Here is a 25,907-nt window from a genome sequence, read left to right as displayed (position 1 = left end):
CAGTGACAGACGTCCACGTCCTGGGCATCAGGCACCACGGACCCGGTTCGGCGCACTCGGTCGCTGAAGCCCTGGCGGCCCTCCGGCCGGACCTGGTGCTGGTGGAGGGTCCGCCAGAGCTGGACCAGATCCTGCCGCTGCTTTCGGATCCCGAGATGACCCCGCCGGTGGCCGGGCTGATCTACGCTGTCGAGCAACCGCGGCTGGCGTCGTTCTACCCGCTGGCCGGCTTCTCCCCCGAATGGGTGGCCATCCGCTGGGCGCTGGCAACAGGAACAGGGGTCCGGGCCATCGACCTGCCGGCAGCCCACAGCTTCGCGCTGCACCTGGCCGCCGCTCCCCCTGCCGCTCCCCCCGCCGCTGGTTCAGACGCTGACACTGATGCTGATGCTGATGAAGCAGAGGCTGACCCGGCAACCCCCGCCGAGCCCACCGAACCAGCCCCGGACCTGCAGCAGCCCTACCGGCCGGATGCGGTGGCGATGCTGGCTGAGGCTGCCGGGTACAGCGACGCCGAACGCTGGTGGGAGGACGCCATCGAGCACCGGAATGAGGGCCCGCTGGACCAGTTTGCCGCCGTCATCGATGCCATCGCGGAAATTCGGGCCATCGACACGAGGCCCCCCGACCATCCGGACGTGGTGGAGAACAACCTCCGGGAGGCATCCATGCGGCGGCTCCTGCGGGCGGCGATCCGCGAAGGGCACGGACGGATCGCTGTCGTATGCGGCGCCTATCACGCGCCGGCGTTGGTCAGCGCTGCTTTTCCTCCAGCCTCGGCCGACAACAGGCTGCTGGCCGGCCTGACCAAGATCAAGGTCGCGGCCGCCTGGGTGCCCTGGACCTCCGATCGGCTCAGCCTCCGCAGCGGATATGGGGCGGGAGTGACCGCACCGGGCTGGTACCAGCATCTCTTCAGCCACCGCGCCGCGCTGGATCCCCACACTGATGTAGCAACTACCTGGCTGGTCCGCGTTGCCCGTACCTTGCGCCGGGAAAACCTCGACGCATCCACGGCGTCGGTGGTGGAGGCAAGCCGGATGGCGAGTGCGCTGGCCGCGGTGCGGGGGCGGCCGAGCCCGGGGCTATCCGAACTGGATGACGCCGCCCAGGCAGTGCTGTGCGACGGCTCGCCGCTTCCCTTGGAACTGGTGCACCGCCAACTGACCATCGGACTGGAACTGGGGAACGTACCGGCATCCGCGCCCACCGTTCCGCTGGCAGCCGATCTCGCTGCCGCCCAGCGCAGGCTGCGGCTGAAACCCAGCGCGATGGAAGAGGTCCTGACAATTGACCTGCGCAAGCCGAATCAGCTGGCCCGCTCGGTGCTGCTGCACAGGCTGGCGCTGCTCGGCGTGGACTGGGGCGTCCCCAGCGAGACCGGCCGCACGACGGGAACGTTCAAAGAGGCCTGGACACTGCGGTGGGAGCCCGAGCTGGCCATCGCAGTGGTGGAAGCCAGCCGCTATGGCACCGCCATCGAATCGGCGGCAGCGGCATACGTGTCTGAACGGGCCCAGCTCACCAGCAGCCTGACGGACCTTAGCGACCTCCTCACGCGCTGCCTCCTTGCAGACCTGCCGGATGGAATCAGTGGCGTGGTGTCCGTCCTGGCGGAGCGCACGGCCCTGCAGCATGACGTTCCGCCGCTCCTGGAAACCATTGCTCCCCTTGCCCGGACCTGCCGGTACGGCAACGTGCGCGGCGTGGACGTCACTGAAGTGCGGAAAATCCTTGACGCCACGGCAGTGCGGGCGTGCGTTGGACTGCCGACTGCCTGCGCCGGGCTGGACGATGAGGCAGCAGCAGCGATGCGCCGGGCCATTGACTCGGCCCAGCATGGTTTGTCGCTGCTGCCGGACCTGCCCCAGGATGACTGGCACGTGGCGCTGGCTTCCGTTTCCGGTTCAGACGCCATTCACGGAGCCGTCGCAGGGCGGGCCACCAGGCTGCTGCTGGATGCCGGCCTGGTGGACAGGGACGACGTCGCTGCCCGGCTCAGCCGCCGGCTGTCCATCGCCACGCCGGCCCCGCAGGCCGCCGCTTGGCTTGACGGCGTCCTGTCAGGCGACGCTGTGCTGCTGATTCACGATCCGCGCCTCCTGCAGATCGTCGACGAGTGGGTGGCCGGTGTGCCCGACGACGTCTTTGAGGATGTTTTGCCCTTGCTGCGCAGGACATTTTCATTGTTCAGCCCTCCCGAGCGGCGCGAGATGGGTGAACAGGTGAGCCGCGGAAGTGCGGTCGCCCGGACTCCGGATGCATCAGCGCTGGACTTCACGGGCGCGGACAAGGCGATCCGGACGATGGCCAGGTACCTGGGATGGAAGGCAGTGCGGTGACCGAAACGAACGCTGAAGGCCGGGACAGGCTGAGCCGCTGGCGCCTGCTGCTCGGCGGTCACGAAGCGGACGGTGTCAGGACAGCCGACGGCCAGAGTGTGGTCCTCTCAGCCGAGGACCACCTCCGCGACAAGGCGTTGGAAGACTTGTACGGGGCAGCAGGCAAGGGGGCGGGAGGCCTGGGCGCGTCCAGTCCCCGGGTGGCCCGCTGGCTCGGTGACATTCGAAGCTATTTCCCCTCCAGCGTGGTCCAGGTGATGCAGGCCGACGCCATGGACAGGCTGGGCCTGCGCCAGCTGCTCCTTGAACCGGAGATGCTGCGCACGGTGCAGCCGGATATCGGCCTCGTCAGCACGCTCGTGGGGCTGGGCCGCGTGATCCCGGAGCATTCGCGCGAGACAGCCAGGGCAGTGGTCCGCCAGGTGACGGATCAGCTCGAGGACCGTTTGCGCGCCAAGACAGTCCAGGCCGTTTCCGGTGCGTTAAACCGGGCAGCACGGACCAGGCGGCCGCGGCACCAGGACATCGACTGGAACCGCACCATCGCCGCAAACCTGAAGCACTATCAGCCGGAATACCGGACCATTGTGCCTGAACGGCTGGTGGGCTATGCCCGGCGAAGCACCCAGGTGCAGCGTGAGATCATCCTGTGCATCGACCAATCCGGGTCCATGGCCGAGTCGGTGGTGTACTCCAGCGTGTTCGGTGCGGTGCTCAGCTCGCTGCGGTCCGTGCGGACACGGCTGGTGGTCTTCGACACCGAAGTTGTGGACCTGTCGGACGAGCTGGAGGACCCCGTGGACGTGCTCTTCGGCGTGCAGCTGGGCGGCGGCACGGACATCAACCGGGCACTGGCCTACTGCCAGGATCAGATCACGCAGCCCACCGAGACAATCCTGGTGCTTATCAGCGACCTCTACGAGGGTGGAATAGCTGAGGAGATGCTGCGCCGGGCCGCCTCCATCGTCGGAGCCGGGGCCACCATGATTGCCCTGCTGGCCTTGAGCGACAGCGGACACCCGACGTTCGACGCCAACCACGCCGCTGCCCTTGCCGGAATCGGCGTCCCGGCCTTCGCCTGCACACCGGACCTGTTCCCTGAGCTGATGGCCGCGGCCATCGAACGCCGGGACGTGGGCGAATGGGCCGCCTCCCGCGACTTTGTCACGACTCACGAAACCTAGCAGCCGATTGTCGCCCCACCAGCCCTGTATTTTGCGACACTACGTGTATGGCTGAAAACATCACCGTCCCCACTGGCGCCAGCGTGGAGGAGTTCCTTTCCAACATTGACCATCCCACCCGCCGTGAGGATGGCTTCGCCCTTCTCCGGATCATGTCCGACGCCACCGGGCAGCCCGCCGTCATGTGGGGTCCCAGCATCGTGGGCTTCGGAAGCTATCACTACAGGGGCGCCAGCCGCGAGGGCGACTTTGCCGCCGTCGGCTACTCCCCGAGGAAAGCCAATCTGGCGCTGTACGGGGTGATTTACCGCTCCGATACGTCGCTGCTGCTGCCCAAGCTCGGAAAACACAAACTAGGCGTCGGCTGCCTCTACATCAACAAGCTCGACGACGTGGACACTGCCGTCCTCGAGCAGCTGGTCCGCGAGGGCTATGAATACGTCATGACGGAACTGGACGTGCCAAGGAGCTGAGTTCCAGAAAACGGAGACGGCGATGACTGACAATGGACCCGTCCTGGTGGTGGGCGGCACGGGCATGCTTGGCGGTCAGGTGGTGGCCGAACTCCTGGCGCGCGGAAAACAAGTTCGTGCCCTCGTGCGTGTGGGCTCGGATGCTTCCCGTTTGAAAGCCGCCGGGGCCACCATTGCCCGGGGCGACATGATGATCCCGGGTTCGCTGCGGCGGGCGATGGACGGCGTCGACTGTGTGATTTCTACAGCGGCGGGCTATACCCGGCACCGGAAGGGGGACACACCGGAAACGGACATCGTAGGCAACGCGAACCTTGTTGACGCCGCGAGTGCCGGCAAGGTTCGCCGGTTCGTCCTGACCAGCATCCTGACGTGTGACCAGGCGCCCGGGGTTCCGCACTTTTGGCACAAGAAGCTGACCGAGGACCGGCTCGAAGACCGGGGCGTGCCATTCGTGGCGCTGCGGCCGGGCGCCTTTTTTGACCAGGTCACCCGTTTCGGTGGCGACCCCATCAGCAAGGGCCGCTTCAGATGGCTCGGGGACCCTCACGTCCCGCTGACGTTCGTTCTCACACCCGACGTTGCCGGCTATCTTGCCGCGGCAGTCGACGCACCCGGCGTCGAGGGTCAACGGATCGATATCGGATGGGACCGGCCGGTAAGCATGCAGCAGGTTGCCGAGATCTCCGGCCGGCTCCTTGCCAAGCACATTGGCGTGCGGGCGGTCCCCGCGAGGCTCGTCCGCACCATGAGCACCGTCTTTGGGCCGGTTAATCCGATGCTGAAGGACCTGGGTGCGATGATCGACTATTTCCAGACCGGCCGCTACGTCGCCGACACTACCCGGCAACGGGAGGTCTTTGGCGCCGTGCCTACGGCCGAAGATGCCATCGGCCGCCTGATAACCAGCCTGGGACACTCCCTCGCCCGTTAGCTGTCTCATCACGGGAGCGGCTGTTTCGGTGCCTGCCGCGCTCAGGGCAGAATGAGGGCGTGACTCTTACGACTTTCGCCCTCGTCCGCCACGGTCAGACAGATTGGAATGCGCAGCGCCGGTTGCAGGGATCCACTGACATCCCCCTGAACGACGTCGGCCGTGGCCAGGCGCGCGATGCCGTCGCTGTCCTGTCCGGCTACGAGTGGGACGCCATCGTGTCCTCACCGCTGAGCCGCGCCGCGGAAACCGCCGACCTTATCGCCGAGGGGCTGGGGCTGGACGTGATCCGGCGTGTGCCCGGGCTGACTGAGCGCAGCTTCGGATCCGCGGAGGGCCTTCAGGCCGGACCCGAACTGGACGCCTTGCGCGTCCCCGGTGGCTACCTCGGCGCAGAAGGCGAGGACGTCGCCGCGTGCCGCGGGCTGGCTGCATTGGAAGCACTGGCCGAGGAATTCCCGGGCCGCCGTATCCTTGCCATCGCCCACGGCACGCTCATCCGCGTCACTCTCAGCCGCGCCATGGGCCGCGCCTTGCAGAAGATCGACAACGCCGCCCTCAACCTTGCCCACCACCATGCTGTTGATGGCTGGCAGCTCGAATATTTCAACGGCGAACTGGTAACTGCCGGCGTTCCAGGCTGACCGGCGGGTTGGGCCGCGGCGGTGAACTACTCCTTGACTCCCCCGGTCGCCAAACCCGTCTCCCAGTAGCGCTGCAGGAACAGGAAGGCGATGATCAGCGGAATAACGCTGATCAGTGAGCCGGTGATAACCGTCGAGAAGAGGGCTTGGGCGCCGCCTCCCGCGGCGCTCGCGGACTGTTGCTGCGCCAGCCCGACAGTCAGCGGGTACAGCGAGGAGCTGTTCAGCATGATCAGGGGCAGAAAGTAGTTGTTCCAAGTGGCCACCAGCGCGAACAGGAAGACGGTCACTACCCCGGGGCCCAGGAGACGGAAGGACACCTGCCAGAAGATCCGGAACTCACCTGCCCCATCAACGCGGGCGGCTTCGATCATGGAGTCCGGTACGGCGTCGGCTGCGTAGACGCGCATCAGGAAAACCCCGAACGGGCTCACCAGCGAGGGCAGGATGATCGCCCAGGGTGTGTTGGTGAGGCTGGCCGCGTTGAACAGCAGGTACGTGGGCAATGCCAGGGCCGTGAGCGGAATCATGATGGCCCCCAGGGTGAGGCTGAACAGGGCCCGTGACCCGGGGAACGTGTACTTCGCAAAGGCATAACCGGCCATCGTTGCAATCAGTGACGCTCCCACAGCGCTCACCCCGGCATAGAGGACTGTGTTGAGCGTCCACCGGAGGTAGAGGCCGTCGCGGACCGTGAACACCGACGCGATGTTGTCCCAGAGCGAAAACCGGTCGCCAAACCACAGCCCGAAGCTGCTGAACAGATCAGAGTTGTCTTTTGTGCTGGCAATGAACAGCCAGAACAGCGGGAGAAGGAAATAGAGGGCGCACAGCCACAACAGGATGGTCAGCGGCAGGCTGCGCTCTTTCCTGTGGCGGCGGGCGGATGGCTTGCTCGGGACTGTCCTGGTTTTGGGACTGGGAGCGAGCGTTGTGGAGGTCATCGGACGGCCTTTCGCTGTTTGCGTTCGCTGCGCTGCGTGCCCAGCTGGACAACATAGGAGACGACGGCGATGATCGCCCCGAGGAGGAACGCCACGGCAGCGGCATAGTTGACGTCCTGGTTGACGAACGCAAGGTTGTACGCGTAGAAGTTCGGGGTGAACCCGTTGGTGATGGCACTGGGGGCGATGGCGTCCAGCAGGCTTGGCTCGTTGAACAGCTGGAACGTCCCAATGATCGAAAAGATGACGGTCAGCATGATGGCGGGCCGGATGGCCGGGATCTTGATGCTCCACGCGATTCTGTACTGGCTGGCGCCGTCGATGCCCGCCGCCTCATAGAGTTCGGCGGGAATGGAGCGGAGGGCCGCGTACAGGATGATCATGTTGTAGCCCACGAACTCCCACGTGACGATGTTCATCATCGATCCGAGGATGTTCTGGGAGTTGAGCAGGTTCGGGGACTCAAGGCCCACGGAGCGGAACAGCTGCGAGATGGGGCCGAAATCGGGGCCGTAGAGGTATCCCCACATCAGCGTCGCGACGACGCCGGGAACGGCATAGGGCATGAAGTACACGAGGCGCAGGGCCTTGGCACCGTGGGCCCTGCCGCTGTCGAGGCCGAGGGCTAGGAACAGGGCTACGCCGAGCATGATGGGCACCTGGACGAGCAGGAAAATCAGCATCCGGCCAATCCCTCCCAGGAAATCCGGGTCGGAGAAAGCCTGGATGTAGTTGTCCAGGCCGATGAATGAGAGTCCGCCGACCAATTGGTTCTTGAACACACTGAGGTAGCCCGAGTATCCGAGCGGGATGACAAGCATGGTGGTGAAGACCACGAAGAACGGCAGCACAAAGAGGTAGGCGGCGGTCGTTTGCCTGCGCTTGCTGACGGATGAACGCCTGGCGGTGTTTGTGCCGGCCGGATTCGCGGCGGAGATAGACCTGATGGCCACGGCTGATCCTTTACTTAGGGAAATGGGAAGGACGGGAGACGCCGCACCCGCAGGCAGCGGCGCCTCCCGCGTCTTATGTGACGGTGAATCCCTGGGCCTTCGCGTATTTGACGAGGACGTCCTGCCACTGGTCAAGCGCAGCGCCCAGGTCCTTCTTCTCGCCGATGGCGGTACCAACGATTTCGTTGAACTGCGAGTAGGCGTATTCGGTGAACGGAAGCCACTGGAACTCGGTATCCACCGTGCCTGAGATCTCGGCAAAGAGGTCGTTCACCTTTTGGCCGCCAAAGAACTGCACCGCTTTGTCGGTGAATTCCGGACTCTCGAGAACGCTTTTCGCTGCCGGGAAGAGGAACTGCTCGTTGGCGAACATCTTGGTGGATTCTTCATCATGGTTGATGAATTTGGCCAGTTCCTGGGCTGCGATGGGGTTCTTGGTGGTTGACAGCACGGCGTCCGAGGAGCCGCCCCAGTTTCCCGAGACTTCCTTGCCCGTTTCCCATTGCGGAAGGGGTGCGGCGCTCCACTTTCCCGAGGTGTCAGCGGCCGTGCCCTGGAGGAAAATGGGAGCCCATGCCGCCGTCAGCCATCCGGCATACTTGCCGCCGGCCAGGCCCTGGTAGAACTGGTCATTGAAATCCGCATCCGTGGACACGAGATCCTTTTCGATCAGGTCCTGCCAGTAGCCCAGGACCTGCTTGGCTTCGGGGCTGTTGACGTTGATGCTGACGGTTTTGTCGCCGTCGTATCCGAAGGGCTTCACACCGGCCTGCCAGAGGAGTCCGACCACCTGCGCGGGGTCGTTGGTTGCAAGGTTGGATATGTACGAACCCGTTGAGTCCTTTACTTTTTGGGCTGCTGCGGTGTATTCCTCGTAGGTCTTCGGGGCCTCCGTGACGCCTGCCTGGTTCAGGATGTCGCTGCGGTAGACGTTGCCCATGGGCCCGATGTCCTGCGGAATAGCCCAAACGCCGTCGTCGGTGGAGACCTGGCTCCAGACCCAGTCCACGTAGTCACCGGAGAGGTCCGCTGCGCCGTAGGGAGTGAGGTCCAGAATGGAATCGGTCAGGGTGAATGACGGGATGTACTGGTACTCCACCTGCACAACGTCCGGGGCGCCCTCTTTGGACTGGAGAGCCGTGCGGACCTTTTGGTAGTGCTCCAGTCCCTGGCCGACGTTCTCCACCGTGACATCGATCGCCGGGTATTTCTTTTCGAACAGGGCGACTTCCTTTTCGATGTCAGGCACCCAGGTCCAGAACGTCAGCTTGGTAGGTGTGCTCAGCGCCTTGTCGATCTGGTCCTGCGACACTTTCTCCGGTGCCGTGGTTCCGGCCGGTGTACTGCTGCTGCAGCCGGAGAGGAGCATTGCGGCCACCGCTGCGCTGCTCATCAGCGCCATTGCTGTTTTTGGTGCCTTTTTCATCGTTACTCTTTCTGTGTATTTGTTGATGCTGATGAGTTGTTTCGGATCGGTATCGGGCTGCGCCGGACGCCTCACTGGCTGACGAAAGTTCGTGTTGACCATGGGCTCAGGGAAATCTCAGCACCCGGTTCGAACGCGGTACCGGTGACCACCTCGGTGACGCGTCCGGCGAGGGCAACCGTTTGAGGGTCCCATCCCCAGTTGAAGACAAACCACACCCGGCGCCCGTCCGGCAGCGAACCCGAGGATACGGTGATGGGACGCTGGACCTCACCCACCAACCGGGACTCCGGAGCGTGCGGGACGGCCCAGCGGATCAGCGACGTGGCGAGTCCCGGCGAGGGCACGCAACCAACCACCGTCACCCTGCCGGCACCATGGATCTGCGTGGTGACCGCGGGAAAGTCCCCGAACCGGGGGTGCTCATAGGAGGCCAGTGTCTCGGCCCCCTGCAGGATGAGCCCGTCCACCCACAGCCGGGCATACGACGCATCACCGAGCTCAAGACCGGACGTACCGGTGACGGCAACATCCCGTTCAAGGTTGGAGAATTCCTCGAACCGCACGCCGGCAGCCTCGTGCAGGAAGTCAGGCGCGACGGCGACGCGGGCTCGCGCTTCCTCATCGGCATACCCTGTGCGGACGCCAAGGATGAGATGGCCGCCCAGTTCGGCGTACTCCCGCAGCAGCTCCAGGTCCTTGTCCGAGGCGATATAGACGCCCGCAGCCACCAGTACAGGGAATTGCTTGACCAGCTGCGCGGCGCCGAGCGCCGCTGCCTGGGCAAGATGGAGCACCCGGGACTGCCGGCCGGCGTCGATGACCCCGCGGTGAAACGAGTCAATGATGTGCTCATAGGATTCTCCGTCCGGCTGGCCACCGGCAGCAAAGGGAGGCATGAACTGGAAGGCAAACCGGCTGGGGTTCGACCACAGAATGGCGACGTCGGCGTCCGGCTCATAGCCGTCCAGCAGCGTCCCGATCTGGCCGAGTTCGGACCCCAGTTCGGACAGTTCCGCGTAGACCCGCCCGGGCACCAGGCTGTGGGGCAGGACTCCTCCCCAATACGTTTCCGCCCCGTACGGCAGGGTGTGCCAGTGCCAGTATTCGATCATCGCCGCACCCCGGGAAATGAAAGCGTAAGCCGCCTGCTTCAGCTGACCCGGATACGGTGGCAGGTTCGTCTCGGCGGCACCTATGGCCTGGGCGTTGGTCTCTGTGACCAGGTAACGTCCCTGCTTGGCTCCGTAGAGCCGGTCAGCCTGCCTGAACAGACCCGCCACCCCAGTGGTGGTCCAGTAGTTGGGTTGGTCGAGTTCTTCGAGCCCGTCAAGGTGGTCCTGCATACCGTAATAGGGGTTTCCGGCAGCAATATCGAGTCCATTGAAAAGCTTTTCGTCGTCGATGCCCCGGCGCGGGAACTGCAAACACGTTGTCACGAATTGATCGCCCCGCCGATACTCGGAGACCAGGTCAGCCTGCCATGCGATGAACTCCGTGGTGAGGTCCGCCTGGTAGCGCCGCCAGGCCAGATCGTACTGCGGGAAGGTGTTGCCGTCCGGCCGCCAGAGTTCGGCCCACTCCGTGATCCGGTGCGACCAGTACGTCAGGCCCCACTCCCTGTTGAGGGTCTCAACGTCGCCGTACTGCTTCTTGAGCCGCCGCACGAACCGTGTGAAGGCGCCGTGGTTATGAATGAGTTCCAGCCCGGGCTCGTTGTCTACCTGGAAGCCAATAATTGCAGGGTGGCTGGCATGCCGTTCCATGACCCTGCGGATGACGCGTTCTGCGTGGAAGAGGAATGCGGGGTGGGAGTAGTCCACTTCCTGCCGTGCGCCCCACGGAATCCTGGTTCCGGTGCTTCGTTCGGCGGCGATTTCAGGGTAGGCAGTCTGCAGCCATGGCGGGACAGCGTAGGTCGGGGTACCCAGGATGACGTTGATGCCGCGTTCATGGGCGCCGTCCAAAACGGGGGTCAACCATTCGACGTCGAACTCTCCATCCTGGGGCTCCCACGAGGACCAGACCGACTCGCCCACCCGGATGACGGTAAACCCAGCGTCCTTCATCAGGTCCAGATCCACTTTGAGCCGGTCGTTCAGGTGGTATTCGGCGTAGTAGGCGGCACCAAAGAGGATGCCGTTGGGGACGTGGGCGGAGGCGGTCGAATCCATGTGGGTGGGTACTCCATTAGTTGGGGTGTGAACGTTTAATGAATGTTAGCGCTCACTGTTACCGGAAACATAGACCCTGGAGGATAAATGTTTCCGGTAAACTCCTATGACGGGCAAGAGTCCGTGACCGATCACTCGTGTGGGGAAATCCGGAATGGACAACAAGGGGGCTGCACCAGGGGCGGCTGCGGGCAGTGGGACCGTTCCGCCGTCACCGGCAACCAGGCAGGCCACGATCTATGACGTGGCTGAAGCGGCAGGAGTTTCACATCAGACGGTCAGCCGCTTCCTTCGCGGTTTCGAGGGAATCCGGCCTGCGACGAAACAGCGGGTGGTTGACGCCCTAGAGAAGCTCAACTACCGGCCCAACCTGTCGGCCCGCTCGCTGACAACAGGTCAGTCCCATCGGATCGGTGCCCTCACCCACGAGATCGCCCATTTCGGGCCAAGCAAGGTCCTGCAGGGCGCAAGTGCCGCGGCAAGGGAGGCCGGATACCTGCTCGACATCGTCACTTTGGATGTCAGCGACCGCGGTTCAATCGAAGAAGCGCTGGCCCTTGTGATGCAACACGACCTTGCCGGCGTCGTCGCCCTCGCCTCGACCGACGAGATGAGGGAGGCTTTCGAGCGAACCGAATTCCGCGTCCCCTCATACATCGGTTCCGAAGAGGACGATGCCCTGACCGGCCGTCCGTCACAGTTGACCACCATTGGCTTTCCAGCGCTCATCGGGCACCTGGCGTCCCTCGGACACCGCCGGTTCCTCCACGTCGCAGGGCCCACCACGTTTCCTGCCGCCCGGAACCGCGCCCGGGCCTATGAAGCAGCGATCGCAGAACAGGGCCTCCGGTCTGAAGGAATCGTCTTCGGCGACTGGTCCGCCAAATCCGGGTATGAGGCAATCGCTGGAATGCCCAGCACTCTCCAAGCCACGGCCGTGGTCGCCGCCAACGATCAAATGGCGCTCGGCGCCATGCTCGCCCTCTCCGAACGGGGACTCAGCGTCCCGGGAGACGTGAGCGTGACAGGGGTGGACGACATCCCCGAGGCCGCCTACTTTGCCCCTCCCCTCACTACGCTCCGGGTTGACTTTGCCGCCCAGGGGCGGACCGCTGTGCAAGAGCTTCTGGGGCAAATCAACAGGACCACGCTGCCGCCCGGTGATGTGCTGGCCTCTGAACTTGTCCCGCGGCGGTCCACCGGGCCGGCGCCTGCACCGCTGCCGTAGCTGCCGAAACAGCAAACGGATTCTGCTTTGCTTCCACCCCTTGTCCGCGTTTCCCCGCACGCGTAACCTGTGAGCCACGTTGTTCGGCAGGAAAGGTCCGTCATGGCGTCAACAGAATCAAACAAGGAAGCCGTGGCTCGGCTGTTCGAAGCTTTCCGGGCGGGTGACACGGAGGCTTTCGACCAGCTGATTGTGGACGACTACAAGCAGCACAATCCGCTGGCTGGCAACGGACTGCAAGCAGTCAAGGGCTTTTTCGCCCAGTTCGGGCCCGTCGACGTCGAAGTCCACCGCGTGATCGCCGAAGGCGACTTCGTTGCCGTGCATTCGCACTACCGGACGTTAAATTCCGCTGCTGTTGACATCTTCCGCTTCAACGAAGCAGGCAAGATCATTGAGCATTGGGACGTTCTCCAGGAAGTCCCCACAGCGACAGCGAGCGGGAACGACATGTTCTCGCAACTCACCTAGACTGCAGCTTCCACGGCATGGCATCCATCCAGCGCATCCGTCCCCAGGGGCTCGTCTCGAGCCCAGCATTCAGCCACGTCGCCATTGTTCCGCCGGGCGCCACCACCGTCTATGTCGGAGGTCAGAACGCCGTCGACGCCGAGGGCTCGCTCATTGGCGAGGGCGACGTTGCTGTGCAGTCTGCCCGTGCCCTGGCGAACGCCAAGACCGCGCTTGCCGCGGCCGGCGCAACCCTCGGCGACGTCGTGCAGTGGACGGTACTCTTTGTGGACGGCGCAGACCTCGCCGCGGGATACGGGGCGATAGCGTCGGAGCTGGCCTCCGACGAGCCGGCACTGGTCACCGCAGCCCGTGTAGCAGGGCTGGGGGTTCCAGGTGCCCTCGTGGAGATCAGCGCCGTCGCAGCCGTGATGCAGTAAGCGGCACCGTGCAGTCCCGCGGAAGAGCCTACTTGGCGAGGAAGGCCAGCAGTGCCTCGTTGACTTCCTCGGCGTGGGTCCAGAGCAGGCCGTGCGGAGCCCCCTCAACCTCTACGTAGTCGGCCGTGGGCAGAGCCTTGTAGAACGGACGCCCGGTTGCATCGATGGGCAGGATGTTGTCGGCCGTTCCATGCAGGATGAGCGCGGGAACGTCAATCTTGGCAATGTCAGCCCTGAAGTCCGTGGTCCAGGTGGGCACGGCCGCACTGGAGGCGTACCAGGAGGCGCCGGCGGCAACGTTCCAGCTGTTGCGCAGCGCCTCTTCCGACAGACGTGTTCCCAGGGTGTCGTCGGTGTTGTAGAAGTTCTTGTAGAAGTCTGTGAAGTAGGCGTAGCGGTCGGTGGTGACGGCGTCGAGGATCCCGTCGAATACTTCCTGCGGGACACCCTGGGGGTTGTCCCCGGTCTGCAGGAGGAACGGTTCCAGGGAGGCCAGGAAGGCTGCCTTGGCAATGCGGCCGGATCCGTAAGTGCCAAGGTACCGGCCCACCTCGCCGGTTCCCATGGAGAAACCGACCAGGACGACGTTGCGGAGATCAAGGGTTTCCAGGAGGACGTTCAGGTCAGCGGAGAACGTGTCGTAGTCGTAACCGGTGGTGGGCTGGCTTGAGCGGCCAAAGCCGCGGCGGTCATAGGTGATGACACGGTACCCGGCGCTGAGCAGGGCTGCGCTCTGCTTTTCCCAGGAGTGTCCGTCCAGTGGGTACCCATGGATCAGCACCACCGGCTGGCCCGCTCCGTGGTCCTCGTAGTAGAGCTCGATGTCGGTGCTGTTTTCTGTTCCAACCGTAATGAAAGCCATGGGTGATCCTCTCAGAAATAGAGAACGACCGTTCTCGGTGTTCTTGCTCTACTATAGAGAACGATCGTTATCCGCGCAAGTGAACCTGGGAAAGGAGGCCTCCCGATGCCGAACCAGAGCGCTCCGCAGAGGAAGCAGCCCTCCGGCTCCACTGAAGACGACGTCCTGCGCGGCGCTGCCCTTGAGGCCGCGGACCGCCTCTTCTACGCGAAAGGTATCCAGGGCGTGGGAATGGATGAGCTTCGCAGCGCCTCGGGAATTTCGCTCAAGCGGCTCTACCGGCTTTTTCCGTCCAAGGACGCGATCGTGGAGCAGGTCCTGCTTGCCCGTCACCGCAAGTGGACCGAAGGCGTGGCCGCAGCGGTGGCCCGTGCGACGGAACCACGGGAGCGGCTCCTGGCCGTCTACGATTTTCTTGCTGAGTGGTTTATCCAGGAGGACTTCCGCGGATGCGCCTTTATCAACTCCTTTGGCGAACTGGGCGGCACGTCTCCCCGTATTGCTGAAATCGTCAGGAGCCACAAGGCGGACTTCCAGCAGTACCTTTCCACGCTGGCCGCGGAAATCGGCGCCCCGCCCGCGCTGGCGCCCCAACTCGCCATCCTCGCCGAAGGGGCCCAGACGACTGCTGCCATCTCGGGCAGTGCCGAGCCGGCCAGGCAAGCTCGTGAGGCCGCGGAGGTGCTGATTGGCTCTGCGCTGGCCCGCGGGCAGGCTGGTCCACACTGATGGCTGCGGGAATCCGGTTCCATGCCCTGCCGGGCGGCCTGCCGCCGTCGGACATTTTCTTCAGATTTTTTCCGGACCATGTAGAGATCCACCTGGCGGCTCCGACTTATCCATGAAGACACCATCAGGGGTGTACTTAAACCAAGGAGCCAAGATGAAATACATGATCATGATGTTCGGTTCGGCAGAAGGCATGATGGAAACTGCCGATCCGGCATGGATCCAGGAGATGATCGGCTTTATGATCCAGATCGACAAGGATCTCACCGAATCCGGCGAGCTGGTATTCAACGCCGGACTGGCCGACGGCAGCACCGCGAAAACGGTCAAACAGGCGGGCAACGGCGTGATCACCACCGACGGTCCGTATGCGGAGTCCAAGGAGTCACTGATCGGATACTGGGTGGTGGATGTGGCCAGCGAACAGCGGGCCATCGACATCTGCTCCAGCATCGTCAAGTACGCCGGAGCTGTGGAGCTAAGGGCAGTCCAGGACGGGCCGCCCGACGTCTAGGGCCACCAGAACGAAACACCATGGAACCGGGACGCCTTCGGCTGGAGGACCTGCTGCGCACCCTTGCGCCGCAGGTCCTTGGCATGCTTGCCCGCCGCCACGGGCAGTTCGATGCGTGCGAGGACGCCGTCCAGGAAGCGCTCCTGGAAGCCTCGCTCAGATGGCCGCAGGATGGCGTTCCGGACAACCCCCGCAGCTGGCTGGTGACGGTAGCCGGGCGGCGCCTGGTTGACCAGTGGCGCAGCGACAGCGCCCGGCGTCGCCGGGAAGAATCGTTCGCCCTGGAGACACTCCCCTTGCAGGCCGGGAGAGCTGTTACCGGTGCCGGAGGGGACGACGACGCGCTGGCGCCTGACGCCGATGACACCCTGACGCTCCTGTACTTGTGCTGCCATCCGGCGCTCTCCCCGCCGTCCCAACTGGCCCTGACGCTGCGGGCCGTCGGCGGCCTGACCACTGCGGAAATCGCCAGCGCCTTCCTGGTTCCCGAAGCCACCATGGCCCAGCGGATCAGCCGGGCCAAGGGCAGCATCAGCCGGGCGGGCGCCCGTTTCGAATCGCCCGCTCCCGACGAAGCGGTGGCGAGAACCTCCATCGTGCAGCAGGTGCTTTACCTGATCTTCAACGAAGGTTACGCCGCGAGTTCAGGGCGTTCCCTCCAGCGCTCGGACCTCACCGGCGAGGCCATCCGGCTTGCCCGGCTGCTGCTGGCCGTGACCCCGGCCGGATCTGCCGCCAGGGGCGAAACTGCCGGCCTCCTTGCCCTGATGCTGCTGACGGATGCCCGGCGGCAGGCCCGCACCCTGCCCGACGGCGGCCTGGTGCCGCTTGCTGAACAGGACCGGACCCTCTGGGACGCGGACAGGATCCGTGAAGGCGTCATGCTCCTGACCGGAACCCTGGGCAAATCTCCGGTAGGTCCGTACCAACTGCAGGCGGCAATAGCGGCGGTCCATGATGAAGCCTCAGCCGCCGTGGCTACGGACTGGCCGCAGATCCTGGCGCTTTACGGCGTCCTGGAGCAGGTGGCACCCAGCCCGGTGGTGACGCTGAACCGTGCCGTCGCCGTCGCGATGGTCCACGGACCCCTCGCCGGGTTGGCGGTGCTGGGGACAGTGGAAGAGGATGCGAATCTGGCCCGAAGTCACCGCCTGGATGCGGTGCGGGCGCACCTCCTGGAACTTTCCGGTGACGCGGCCGCTGCACGCGCAGCCTATCTCCGGGCTGCGGCCACCACGGCGAGCCTCCCCGAGCGCCGCTACCTCGCTGCGCGGGCCGCCCGGCTGACCTAGGTCCCTGGAACGGCGGGATTGCGGCCCGGTCCGGCAGTTCTGGAATCTCAAACAGCCCTGGCCTACCATTGAAAAGGCGTCGTCCCGTGCGTATTCGGTGAGGACGATGCCGGAATTCTTTCCACCCATAGGGGTCCGGGTATGTCGCGTCTGCATCCATCGTTAGCCCAGAGCCTTGACGTCCAACGGGCCAGGGAACCCGAGGAGTGGGAAGAAACATTCCGGCAGATGGTGATGTTCGATCTTGCCGAGGATATGGAGTTTGGCTTTTTCCTGGCCTACTACCGGAACTTCGCGATTCCTTCGGGCGCTGCGACGCTGGTGGGGAACGGAGAAATACCACAGCGGCCCATGAAGCGTTCCATCGATACCGGTGTAGTGATCTACGAGCTGGTTGCCAACGGATTGGACAGCGAGCGTGGGCGGAAGATGACTGAGTTGCTCAACCGGGTCCACCGGCACGTTCCGGCCAGCCAGGAGGATTTCCTGTATGTGCTGATGACGCTCCTGGTTGTTCCGATCCGGTGGACCCGCCGCCACGGCTGGCGGCCGCCCACGCAGGCGGAAATTGATGCTGCAACACGTTTCTTCCGGGAGCTGGGAACACGGATTCACATCGCACGGTATCCAGCGACGTTCGAGGACGCCGAGGCCTTTCTCGATGACTACGAGAACCGGCGGGTCAGCCCAAGTCCAGCGGGCCGGACGCTGATGGACTCAACTGTCCAGGTCCTGCAAAGCATGCAGCCCAGGATTCTTCATCCGGTAACGCGGCTGATGATCTCCACCATGCTGGACGACGAGCGTCTCACCAAAGCGCTTGGACTTCCCGGGAGCACCTGGTGGTCAAAAGCTGCGCTCGGAGCCGGGCTGGCAGTCCGCAACGCCGCCCGGCGCCGCCGCCCCTTGAACACGGAACCGGGTTTCCGCCCCGGTCAACCGGCTCCTCCGGTCTATCCCCGGGGGTACGACCTGGCTGATATCGGGCCGGAAAACGTGCTTGGTCCACCCGGCCGCAACACCCCATGATGTAACTCCGGGGCCGCAGGTCAGGCAGGAAGCCGGCGTGCCTGGCTGGTTCGAGCAGCTTCGGCGGCCGGAACGCCTTCGCCATCCTGGCCGTACAGCCAGTCGTTGTACTGGAAGTCGTTGTCCTTCCGGCTCTTGAAGAGCAGATTCCGTAGTGTCCTCGCCAGGCCGGAGACGTGCCAGGATTCGCCCCAGACGCGTGCGGTGCGCTGAACCCGGGCGGTACGGCCCGCGCGGATGGTGTTGAATTCCTTGATGGCGACGTCCCAGGCGGCCGGGTTCACGCCGTCCCCGGTGAAAACGCTGCCGGCGCTGACATCCTGGAGGATCGCTGCGTCTTCAAGGGCCTGGCAGGCCCCCTGGGCCAGATACTGCAGCATGGGGTGGGCGGCATCCCCTACCAACACCATTCGGCCGGCAACCCAGTTTTCGATCGGGTCGCGGTCATACATGGGCCACCGCATGCCGGTGCCCAGGTTCTTCAGCGCTGCCCGCACGGCCGGGACACAGTCCTTGTACGCAGCCTCGAGCTCGTCCACTCCCCCGTACTGCTCTTCCCCGCGCTCAAAGGAGGCGGACTTGAAAACGGCCACGGTGTTCAGCAGCTTGCCCTTGCGCAGCGGATACTGCACCAGGTGGCAGTCCGGTCCGAGGTAGACGATGACGTCCTCAAGGTCGGTTTTTGGAGTGTTTTCGGTGATGGGTACCGTGCCGCGGTAGGCCACGTAGGCCGAGGAGACCGGTTCGTCATTGGCTACCAGCGGGCGCAGGGTGGATTTGAGTCCATCGGCGCCGATCACAACGTCGGCCTCGTAGTCCACACCGGCGGCGGTGTGCGCCACACCCCGGCCGTTTACGGTCTCCACGCTTTCGACCATAACGTCGTTAACAAGCTTGACGCCGGCCGCCTCACAGCCTTCGAGCAGGACCCGGTGCAGGTCGCTGCGGTGGATCACCACGTACGGTGCTCCGTAGCGTTCCGCGAATTCCCCACCCAGCGTCTGCCGGGTGAGTTCCTCGCCGGTGATGGCGTCGCGGAACACCAGGTGCTTGGGCTGGACGCCAATCTCCAGCGCCTTTTCCAGCAGCCCCCAACGCTGCAGGACACGGGACGCGTTGGGGGCCATCTGCAGCCCTGCGCCTACTTCGCCGAATTCGGGCGCCCGCTCCACCAGCGTGACGTCGGCTCCATTTTCACGCAGCGCGAGGGCGCCGGCCAGGCCGGCCATGCCCCCTCCGATCACGAGGACATCAGTGGACGTTGCGTGCTCAGACATTGTTTGCTCCTGTTGGTGAGGGGTGGATTGAGGGGCTGGTAGAGAGTTTCGACGCGAGTTTGAGGCCGACGGCGGCCAGCAGGACTGCCGCGATGGCGGCTGCGCCGTCAAAGGCCAGGAAGTTCGAATTGACGCCCAGCCCGGCGGCCAGCAGAAGGCCACCAACCTGGGGTGCAGCCACCGCTCCGATGCGGCCTGTCCCCAGTGCCCAGCCGAGAGCAGTCCCCCGCAGGTGTCCCGGATAGTGGCTGGCCACAGCGGCAATGATCAGGCATTGCGTGCCGTGGGTACCTACGCCAGCGAGAACCAGCATCAGGTACACGATGGTGACGGACGGTCCTGTGACCAGGACCAGCAGCGCTCCGGCCGCAACTGCGGCGGCGGCGATCGCCGTCGGAATCGGTCCGAACCGGGTGCCGGCCCAGGCGGTGATGACTGAACCGGCCACCGCACCCAGATTCAGGGCCAGGGCGAAGGTCAGGGCGGAGCCAAGGTTGTAGCCGGCCAGTTGCATCAGGTTCGGCAGCCAGGTTCCCAGCCCGTACCAGGCGAAAAGTGTGGCGATGGTGGCCACGGCGAACAGTACGCTGATCCCCAGATAGGGTGCGCGGAGCAGTGACTTGAAGCCGGCGGGCCTGCTGACTGTGGTGCTGGACGCCGTGCCGGCGGCCAGTGTCTCAGGCAGGTACTTCAGGCCGAGGGGAACCACGATCAAAAGAGCCAGCACGGCAACAAGGAACATGGACTCCCAGCCGAAGGCCGGAATCATCTGGATGCCGACGACGGCGGCGATCGATCCGCCGATGGGGACACCGGACATCATCAGGGTGGCCACGATGGACCGCCATTTGCTGGGGACAAGTTCGGCCACCAGGGCATTTGCCGACGGCACCAGGCCGCCGAGGCCGATGCCGGCGAGGAGCCGCAGGATGCCGAAGATGGCAGCACTGGGTGCGAATGCGCAGAGGACCGTGAATACCGAAAAGACAATGGCGCAGCCCAGAATGGTGCGGCGGCGGCCCCACGAGTCGGCCATCCGGCCGGCGAAGATCGCTCCGATCATCATGCCCACGAAGGCCATGGACCCTATGGTTCCGGCCGTGGCCTTGCTCAGTCCCCATCCGGTGTCGGAGATCAGCGAGGACTGGACGGTGCCGTAGACGATTAGGTCGTAGCCATCAAAGACCACCAACAGCCAGCAGACCAGGACGGCCGCGGCAGAGGCTTTGGTGAACTTCGAGGAGGGACCCTCAGGGATCTCGGCGGCGGGATCCCCTGTTGAGGACCGTTGCGGCGCTGCAGCGGGAAGTGTGTGGTTCATTCCCCTACTGTCATGGCCAGCGGAGTTGGACCACCATAGAATTCTGATGTGCAGAAGAATCCTCCGGGGCAGCGGGCGTCCAAGCCGGCCCGCAAGCCAGCTCAGAAGAATCCCGTGCAAAAACGGCCGGCCTACTCCATCGAGGCGGTGGACAACGCCCTGCAGCTCCTCCAGCTGCTGCGCGACGGCGGGGCGCTTCGGCTCAAGGACGCCGCCATGGAACTGGGGGTTGCCCCCTCCACGGCCCACCGGCTCCTGGCGATGCTGGTCTACCGCGGTTTTGCCGTGCAGGATGAAAACCGGCGGTACGTTCCCGGGCCGGCCATGGGCGTCGGACCGGCAGGGCTGGGGTGGACCAGGCTGCTGCGCTCCCTCGCCCAGCCCCACATGGAACTGCTTTCTGCACAGCTCAACGAGACCGTGAACCTCATGGTGAGGGTGGGCACCAAAGTGCGTTTCCTGGCCACCGTGGAGGGAAACAACGTGTTGCGTGTGGGTGACAGGCAGGGAACGGTCATGCCGGCCAACAGGACTTCCGGCGGCAAAGCCATGCTGGCGGAACTTGAAACCCCGCTGATCGGCCAGCTTTTTCGCAGCAATAACGCCGAAATCGGAGGGGACACCATCTCGGATGAGGAGTATCCGGTATTCCTGCGCGAGCTGGAGACTATCCGCAGCAATGGCTTCGCTGCCAATTTCGAGGGAACGGAGGAAGGCGTATGCGCCCTGGGGATGGCACTGCACAACCGCCACGGGCACGTGGTGGGGGCGCTGAGTGTCGCCACCCCGGCAACACGTTTTCGCCGGGTGTTCGACGCCGGGCTTGTACCGGTCCTGCGTGAGAGCTGCCGGCAACTGGAGATCGATATCGCGGCGAACCCGGCCGAGCCCGACGCCGGCTAAAATACCTGTCAGCTCAAAAATTCTGGTCAGCAGAATGTGCTGTGGTTTAGATGGCCTGCGTCCATAGAGTCGGAGTACGCCAAGAACCGTTTCTGACCTCAGGAGGCCTGCGTGTCCATCAGCGCCGAGAACACGACCCACGAATCAGTTGCCGCCGGGCACTCCCTCCCGGAGCCCACGCCTGAAGAGGCTGCCCAGCTGGAGCAGCTGTACCGGGACTTCGACAAAGAGAACCTGATCCCGTTGTGGACCGAGATCGCGGACCTGATGCCCATGGTCCCGTCCCCGAAGGCTGTGCCGCATGTCTGGCGGTGGAACGACCTGTACCCGCTGGCCGCCCGTGCCGGTGACCTGGTGCCCGTTGGCCGGGGTGGGGAACGCCGCGCCATAGCCCTGGCCAACCCGGGCCTGGCCGGCACTCCGTATGCCACGCCCACGCTCTGGGCCGCCATCCAGTACCTCGGCGCCCGCGAAACGGCGCCTGAGCACCGCCACTCCCAAAACGCCTTCCGCTTTGTGGTGGAGGGCGAAGGCGTCTGGACCGTGGTCAACGGTGATCCGGTCCGGATGTCCCGCGGCGATTTCCTGCTCACGCCGGGCTGGAACTTCCATGGCCACCATAACGACACGGACCAGCCGATGGCGTGGATTGACGGCCTGGATATCCCGTTTGTGCACTACGCCGACGCCGGGTTCTTTGAGTTCGGCACCGAGCGCGTCACCGACGAGGCCACTCCTGACATCTCCCGCTCGGAGCGGCTTTGGGCCCACCCCGGCCTGCGCCCGCTTTCCGGCCTGGATGACACCACCAGCTCTCCCATCGCCGCCTACCGCTGGGAACACACTGACAGGGCCCTGGCCGAGCAGCTGCTCCTGGAAGACGAGGGCCACCCTGCCACTGTGTCCCAGGGCCACGCCGCCGTCCGCTTCACCAACCCGACCACCGGCGGGGACGTGATGCCCACCATCCGGGCCGAGTTCCACCGGCTACGCGCCGGCGCCACCACCGAGACCGTCCGCGAGGTTGGCTCCAGCGTCTGGCAGGTCTTCGAAGGCACCGGTTCCGTGACCCTGAACGGCGAAACAAGGCAGGTGGCCAAGGGTGACCTGTTTGTGGTCCCGTCCTGGGCTGCCTGGTCACTTCAGGCCGACGCGCAGTCAGAGACGCCGGCCGGCGCCGGGTTTGATTTGTTCCGTTTCAGTGACGCCCCCATATTTGAGCGCCTGAGCTTTAACCGCACCTACATCGAAGGACGCACCAAGTAATGAGACTCCTCACCCTCCGCACCGGCAACGGCACTGCAACCAAAGGCACTGTGGCGGTCCGCCAGGACGGCGACACCCTTACCGAGATCAACGGGTTCGCCGACGTCGGCGCCCTGCTGCAGGACCCCACCTGGGAAACCACGGCGAAAGCCGCCAGCGGCGCAACGCACCCGCTCGACGGCGCCGACCTCGCCGCCGTCGTGCCCTCCCCTGGGAAAATCATCTGCGTGGGCCACAACTACCGCAACCACATCAAGGAAATGGGCCGGGAAGTCCCCGAGTACCCCACCCTCTTCGCCAAGTACGCAGAATCACTGATCGGACCCAACGATGACCTGGCCCTGCCGCAGGAATCCGACGCGGTGGACTGGGAAGCCGAACTCGCCGTCGTGATCGGCAAGACCGGGCGCCGCATCCCGGAGGCCGAAGCCGGCAACCACATCGCCGGTTACGCAGTCCTGAACGACGTCTCCATGCGCGACTACCAGTTCCGCACCATCCAATGGCTCCAGGGTAAAACCTGGGAAAAGTCCACCCCGTTCGGCCCCGCCCTGGTCACCAAAGACGAATTCACCGCCGGCCCGCTGATGACCTCCGCCGTCGACGGGGACATCCAGCAGAGCACCCCCACCGGCGACCTCGTCTTCACCCCGGAATACCTGGTCTCCTACATCTCGACCATCATCACGCTGAACCCCGGCGACGTCATCGCCACCGGCACCCCCGGCGGCGTCGGCCACGCCCAGGACCCCAAGCGGTACCTGCAGGAAGGCCAACTCCTGGTCACCACCATCGAAGGACTGGGCCAACTGAAAAACCGCGTGGTCAAGGAAGCCTGATGGTAGCCCGCACCGACCAAACCACGGACCCGGTACTGCTGGAGGGGCTCCTGCAGGCGCGCCGCGGGACCGCGTTCTTCGCCCGGAAACTCAACGAGCTCTCCGACGCGGACCTTGACGGGCCCTCATTGCTGCCGGGCTGGACGCGCCGCCACGTCACCGCGCACATTGGCTACAACGCGCGCGCCCTGGCCCGGCTCATCGAATGGGCGGCGACGGGAATCGAAACGCCCATGTATGCCTCCCCGGAAGCCCGCAACCAAGAAATCGCGTTTGGTGCCACCCTGTCCCCGATCGCGCTGCGGAACCTCTTTGACCACTCCGCCGTGCACCTGAATGTTGAGTGGCGCGACCTCCCGGCCGACGCCTGGCACCATAAGGTCAAAACCGCCCAGGGCCGCATTGTTCCGGCAGAGGAAACGGTTTGGATGCGTACCCGTGAAGTCTGGATCCACGCCGTCGACCTGGACAACGGCGCCACATTCGCCGACATCCCGGTACCCGTCCTCACCAGGCTCCTTAAGGACATCACCGGCGCCTGGGCCACCCGCGGCACCGATACCGGGCTGCTTATCAAAGTGACAGGTACGGATACGGACCTGACGTTCGGCGACACGAGTGCTACTGACCAGACGGTCATCACGGGACCCCTGGCCGCCGTCGTCGAATGGGCCGCGGGCCGCGGCAGCACGGGAGTAACGGCCTCGGGCCCAGGAACAACGGAAGGTACGCCGGCCGCCCCCGCCTGGATTTAGAGGCCAACAGCGCATCTTGTGCAAGGCTGATGGCATGGATCTGGAGGTGTCACCCGCGCTGACCATTCCCGCCTCGGAACTCGGCTGGCGGTTTTCGCGTTCGTCCGGGCCAGGCGGTCAACATGTCAACACAACGGACAGCCGCGTAGAGCTGCTGTGGAATATCGGCGACTCTGCGGCGCTTACCGAGGGCCAACGCCTGATGCTGCTCACACGTCTCGGGCAACGCCTCGTGGACGGCATCATCACCGTGACCGCCTCGGAGCAGCGCTCCCAGCTGCGAAACCGAGAGATCGCCCTGAGCAAGCTCCTGGACATTGTGACGGAAGGTCTTGCACCTCCGGCGGCTCCTCGCCGGGCGACCAAACCAACCCGGGGCTCGAACCGCCGTCGTCTGGCTGCGAAGGAACAGCGGGCGGCGACGAAGCGGCAACGAAAGCGGCCGTCTGCGGAGTAGCATCGCAAAAGTTCAGGGGAACGGCGCTTCCAGCACCACCGGAATGCCGTTAGGGTTGGCGGTACCCAACCCAGTGCCCGCAAAAACAAGCCACCGGTAGGACATCATGGACAGCGTCACCTGCGATCTCACCATTTCCCTCGATGGATACCTCGCCGGGCCGAACCAGAGCCCGGAGAATCCGCTGGGCGAAGGCGGCGAGGACCTGCACCGGTGGATGTTCGAAGAGCCCGACGCCAATGCGGCGGAGATTGCCGGGATCCTCTCGTCGGGCGCCTACATCATGGGCCGCAACATGTACGCCGGGCCCGGACCGGGGCCGTGGGCTAAGGACTGGCGCGGCTGGTGGGGTGAGGACCCGCCCTACCACGCCCCCGTATTTGTCCTCACCCACCACCCGCGCCCACCCCTGCAGATGCAGGGCGGCACCACCTTCCATTTCGTGGCTGACGGGATCGGATCGGCACTGGACCAGGCACGGGAAGCAGCAGCAGGCAAGGACGTTGCCGTAGCCGGGGGCGCTGAAACTGTCCGCCAGTTCCTTTCGGCAGGGCTGATCGACGAGTTGCGGCTGCACATCGCACCCATCCTGCTCGGAGCCGGTGAGCGGCTGCTCGACGGCGTCCAAAACTTCAACGTGGAGCCCACATACGTCAGCGGAACACGCCTGGTGACGCACGTCCATTACCGCTCGATCCGCTAAGACTCAGCTAGTCATACATTTTCCTCAGGGACCTTGAAGCTCTCAAAGTCAACTGTCAACTGTTTACAGTTGTGCTAGGCTGAATCGCATCGAGCTTCGGGAAGGACGTGTGGAGATATGAACAGCGGAGCTGCCTTGAGTGCCATGACCCGCCAGTCAACACCCGTTAAAATTGCGGAGCAGTTGCGTGAGCGGATGATTGACGGGCACTTCGCCCCGGGCCAGCAGATCAATGAAGTTCTCGTGGCAGGCCAGCTCAATCTGTCGCGTGGTCCGCTCCGGGAAGCCCTGCAGCGCCTGAGCCAGGAGGGATTGCTGGTCAGCAGGCCGAACCGCGGCGTGTTCGTGGTTCAACTGACAAAGGACGACGTCGACGAGATCTACCGAGTACGGGAGATCCTTGAACTTGGCGCCGCCGAAATCATCGCTGCCCAGCCGGCCCTGCAGAGAAGGCAGACGTCCCGGAAGCTCCTTGAAATTGCCGTGAAGCTCGCAGAAGCTGCCGAGGCCGATGACTGGGCCCAGGTGTTCAGGCTGGACCTTGAGTTTCACACCACCCTGGTGGCAGAGTCCGGAAAATCACGTTTGCTCCGCGCCTACACCACACTGGCCACTGAATCCCTGATGTGCATGACCAATCTGGACCAGGCGTATCCAGCCCTGAGCAGCGTGAGCAACCACACCGTTATGGCAGAGCTGATCGCGACAGGCACGTTCCCGGAGATCCGGGCGGCATTCCACAGGCACCTGTCTGTCCAATAAGGTCTC

At 64.5% G+C, this 25,907-nt stretch carries 26 protein-coding genes; 19 read left to right on the top strand and 7 right to left on the bottom strand.

From position 1 onward, the window contains the following. Positions 1 to 2 precede the first annotated feature (2 nt). Genes F8G81_RS12290 through F8G81_RS12270 form a run of 5 tightly spaced genes read left to right on the top strand, consistent with a single transcriptional unit; the run spans position 3 to position 5,577 of the window. Positions 3 to 2,342 (top strand): DUF5682 family protein, encoded by a 2,340-nt coding sequence (locus F8G81_RS12290; RefSeq protein WP_267275024.1) that lies wholly within the window; start codon positions 3 to 5, stop codon positions 2,340 to 2,342. After that, positions 2,339 to 3,526 carry a VWA domain-containing protein gene (locus tag F8G81_RS12285; RefSeq protein WP_267275023.1) on the top strand — a complete coding sequence of 396 codons (1,188 nt, stop codon included), beginning with the start codon at positions 2,339 to 2,341 and terminating at the stop codon, positions 3,524 to 3,526. The genes F8G81_RS12290 and F8G81_RS12285 overlap by 4 nt, the downstream gene beginning before the upstream one ends. A gap of 47 nt (positions 3,527 to 3,573) precedes the next feature. Continuing rightward, positions 3,574 to 3,999 carry a DUF1801 domain-containing protein gene (locus tag F8G81_RS12280; RefSeq protein ID WP_267275022.1) on the top strand — a complete coding sequence of 142 codons (426 nt, stop codon included), beginning with the start codon at positions 3,574 to 3,576 and terminating at the stop codon, positions 3,997 to 3,999. 22 nt (positions 4,000 to 4,021) lie between these two features. Next, positions 4,022 to 4,933, top strand: coding sequence for an SDR family oxidoreductase (locus tag F8G81_RS12275; RefSeq protein WP_267275021.1), 912 nt, complete (start codon positions 4,022 to 4,024; stop codon positions 4,931 to 4,933). 59 nt (positions 4,934 to 4,992) lie between these two features. Beyond that, positions 4,993 to 5,577, top strand: coding sequence for a histidine phosphatase family protein (locus F8G81_RS12270; RefSeq protein ID WP_267275020.1), 585 nt, complete (start codon positions 4,993 to 4,995; stop codon positions 5,575 to 5,577). 26 nt (positions 5,578 to 5,603) lie between these two features. Here F8G81_RS12270 and F8G81_RS12265 read toward each other — a convergent pair whose 3' ends face one another. The 4 genes from F8G81_RS12265 to F8G81_RS12250 form a co-directional block, all read right to left on the bottom strand. Further along, positions 5,604 to 6,521, bottom strand: coding sequence for a carbohydrate ABC transporter permease (locus F8G81_RS12265; RefSeq protein ID WP_267275019.1), 918 nt, complete (start codon positions 6,519 to 6,521; stop codon positions 5,604 to 5,606). Beyond that, a complete protein-coding gene (locus F8G81_RS12260) occupies positions 6,518 to 7,474 on the bottom strand; it encodes a carbohydrate ABC transporter permease (protein ID WP_267275018.1) in 957 nt (318 codons plus the stop codon). The genes F8G81_RS12265 and F8G81_RS12260 overlap by 4 nt, the downstream gene beginning before the upstream one ends. A 73-nt stretch (positions 7,475 to 7,547) precedes the next feature. After that, entirely contained in the window at positions 7,548 to 8,900 is a 1,353-nt protein-coding gene (locus F8G81_RS12255; RefSeq protein WP_267275017.1) for an ABC transporter substrate-binding protein, read from the bottom strand. Between the two features lie 71 nt (positions 8,901 to 8,971). Next, positions 8,972 to 11,074: a beta-galactosidase gene (locus F8G81_RS12250; RefSeq protein WP_267275016.1), complete on the bottom strand. Its 2,103-nt coding sequence runs from the start codon at positions 11,072 to 11,074 to the stop codon at positions 8,972 to 8,974. A gap of 154 nt (positions 11,075 to 11,228) precedes the next feature. Between F8G81_RS12250 and F8G81_RS12245 the strand changes: the two genes are divergently transcribed. From F8G81_RS12245 to F8G81_RS12235, 3 genes are all read left to right on the top strand, one after another. Beyond that, the gene (locus F8G81_RS12245) at positions 11,229 to 12,302 is read left to right on the top strand and encodes a LacI family DNA-binding transcriptional regulator (RefSeq protein ID WP_267275015.1); all 1,074 of its coding nucleotides are present in this window, start codon (positions 11,229 to 11,231) and stop codon (positions 12,300 to 12,302) included. Between the two features lie 102 nt (positions 12,303 to 12,404). Next, positions 12,405 to 12,773, top strand: a complete 369-nt coding sequence (locus F8G81_RS12240; RefSeq protein ID WP_267275014.1) for a nuclear transport factor 2 family protein — start codon at positions 12,405 to 12,407, stop codon at positions 12,771 to 12,773. A 17-nt stretch (positions 12,774 to 12,790) separates the two neighbouring features. Then, complete coding sequence (locus F8G81_RS12235; RefSeq protein ID WP_267275013.1) at positions 12,791 to 13,192, top strand: RidA family protein; 402 nt, start codon at positions 12,791 to 12,793, stop codon at positions 13,190 to 13,192. Between the two features lie 28 nt (positions 13,193 to 13,220). On the opposite strand, the gene F8G81_RS12230 is transcribed toward F8G81_RS12235, so the two are convergent. After that, positions 13,221 to 14,054: an alpha/beta fold hydrolase gene (locus F8G81_RS12230; RefSeq protein WP_267275012.1), complete on the bottom strand. Its 834-nt coding sequence runs from the start codon at positions 14,052 to 14,054 to the stop codon at positions 13,221 to 13,223. A gap of 105 nt (positions 14,055 to 14,159) precedes the next feature. On the opposite strand from F8G81_RS12230, the gene F8G81_RS12225 reads away from it, so the two are divergent. From F8G81_RS12225 to F8G81_RS12210, 4 genes are all read left to right on the top strand, one after another. Next, positions 14,160 to 14,783 carry a TetR/AcrR family transcriptional regulator gene (locus F8G81_RS12225; protein WP_267275011.1) on the top strand — a complete coding sequence of 208 codons (624 nt, stop codon included), beginning with the start codon at positions 14,160 to 14,162 and terminating at the stop codon, positions 14,781 to 14,783. Between the two features lie 154 nt (positions 14,784 to 14,937). Then, the gene (locus F8G81_RS12220) at positions 14,938 to 15,297 is read left to right on the top strand and encodes a YciI family protein (RefSeq protein ID WP_267275010.1); all 360 of its coding nucleotides are present in this window, start codon (positions 14,938 to 14,940) and stop codon (positions 15,295 to 15,297) included. Between the two features lie 20 nt (positions 15,298 to 15,317). Next, a complete protein-coding gene (locus F8G81_RS12215) occupies positions 15,318 to 16,589 on the top strand; it encodes an RNA polymerase sigma factor (protein WP_267275009.1) in 1,272 nt (423 codons plus the stop codon). Between the two features lie 141 nt (positions 16,590 to 16,730). After that, the gene (locus F8G81_RS12210; protein WP_267275008.1) at positions 16,731 to 17,618 is read left to right on the top strand and encodes an oxygenase MpaB family protein; all 888 of its coding nucleotides are present in this window, start codon (positions 16,731 to 16,733) and stop codon (positions 17,616 to 17,618) included. 20 nt (positions 17,619 to 17,638) lie between these two features. Here F8G81_RS12210 and F8G81_RS12205 read toward each other — a convergent pair whose 3' ends face one another. After that, on the bottom strand, positions 17,639 to 18,895 hold the full coding sequence (locus tag F8G81_RS12205) for an FAD-dependent oxidoreductase (protein ID WP_267275007.1): 1,257 nt from the start codon (positions 18,893 to 18,895) through the stop codon (positions 17,639 to 17,641). After that, positions 18,888 to 20,216, bottom strand: coding sequence for an MFS transporter (locus F8G81_RS12200; protein WP_267275006.1), 1,329 nt, complete (start codon positions 20,214 to 20,216; stop codon positions 18,888 to 18,890). The genes F8G81_RS12205 and F8G81_RS12200 overlap by 8 nt, the downstream gene beginning before the upstream one ends. A 114-nt stretch (positions 20,217 to 20,330) precedes the next feature. Here F8G81_RS12200 and F8G81_RS12195 point away from each other — a divergent pair, with 114 nt between their 5' ends. From F8G81_RS12195 to F8G81_RS12165, 7 genes are all read left to right on the top strand, one after another. After that, positions 20,331 to 21,119: an IclR family transcriptional regulator gene (locus tag F8G81_RS12195; RefSeq protein ID WP_267279197.1), complete on the top strand. Its 789-nt coding sequence runs from the start codon at positions 20,331 to 20,333 to the stop codon at positions 21,117 to 21,119. A gap of 111 nt (positions 21,120 to 21,230) precedes the next feature. Further along, a complete protein-coding gene (locus tag F8G81_RS12190) occupies positions 21,231 to 22,385 on the top strand; it encodes a cupin domain-containing protein (protein WP_267275005.1) in 1,155 nt (384 codons plus the stop codon). Continuing rightward, a complete protein-coding gene (locus tag F8G81_RS12185; protein WP_267275004.1) occupies positions 22,385 to 23,224 on the top strand; it encodes a fumarylacetoacetate hydrolase family protein in 840 nt (279 codons plus the stop codon). Before F8G81_RS12190 ends, F8G81_RS12185 begins: the two co-directional genes overlap by 1 nt. Beyond that, positions 23,224 to 23,979 carry a maleylpyruvate isomerase family mycothiol-dependent enzyme gene (locus F8G81_RS12180; protein WP_267275003.1) on the top strand — a complete coding sequence of 252 codons (756 nt, stop codon included), beginning with the start codon at positions 23,224 to 23,226 and terminating at the stop codon, positions 23,977 to 23,979. The genes F8G81_RS12185 and F8G81_RS12180 overlap by 1 nt, the downstream gene beginning before the upstream one ends. Positions 23,980 to 24,013: 34 nt before the next feature. Further along, positions 24,014 to 24,436 carry an alternative ribosome rescue aminoacyl-tRNA hydrolase ArfB gene (gene arfB, locus F8G81_RS12175; protein ID WP_267275002.1) on the top strand — a complete coding sequence of 141 codons (423 nt, stop codon included), beginning with the start codon at positions 24,014 to 24,016 and terminating at the stop codon, positions 24,434 to 24,436. Between the two features lie 106 nt (positions 24,437 to 24,542). Next, positions 24,543 to 25,139, top strand: a complete 597-nt coding sequence (locus F8G81_RS12170; protein ID WP_267275001.1) for a dihydrofolate reductase family protein — start codon at positions 24,543 to 24,545, stop codon at positions 25,137 to 25,139. A gap of 117 nt (positions 25,140 to 25,256) precedes the next feature. Beyond that, positions 25,257 to 25,901 carry a GntR family transcriptional regulator gene (locus F8G81_RS12165; RefSeq protein WP_267275000.1) on the top strand — a complete coding sequence of 215 codons (645 nt, stop codon included), beginning with the start codon at positions 25,257 to 25,259 and terminating at the stop codon, positions 25,899 to 25,901. Positions 25,902 to 25,907: the final 6 nt, after the last annotated feature.

Origin of the sequence: Arthrobacter sp. CDRTa11, assembly GCF_026427775.1 — a bacterium.
Classification (GTDB): domain Bacteria; phylum Actinomycetota; class Actinomycetes; order Actinomycetales; family Micrococcaceae; genus Arthrobacter.
This window is presented reverse-complemented; position numbering and strand designations above follow the sequence as displayed.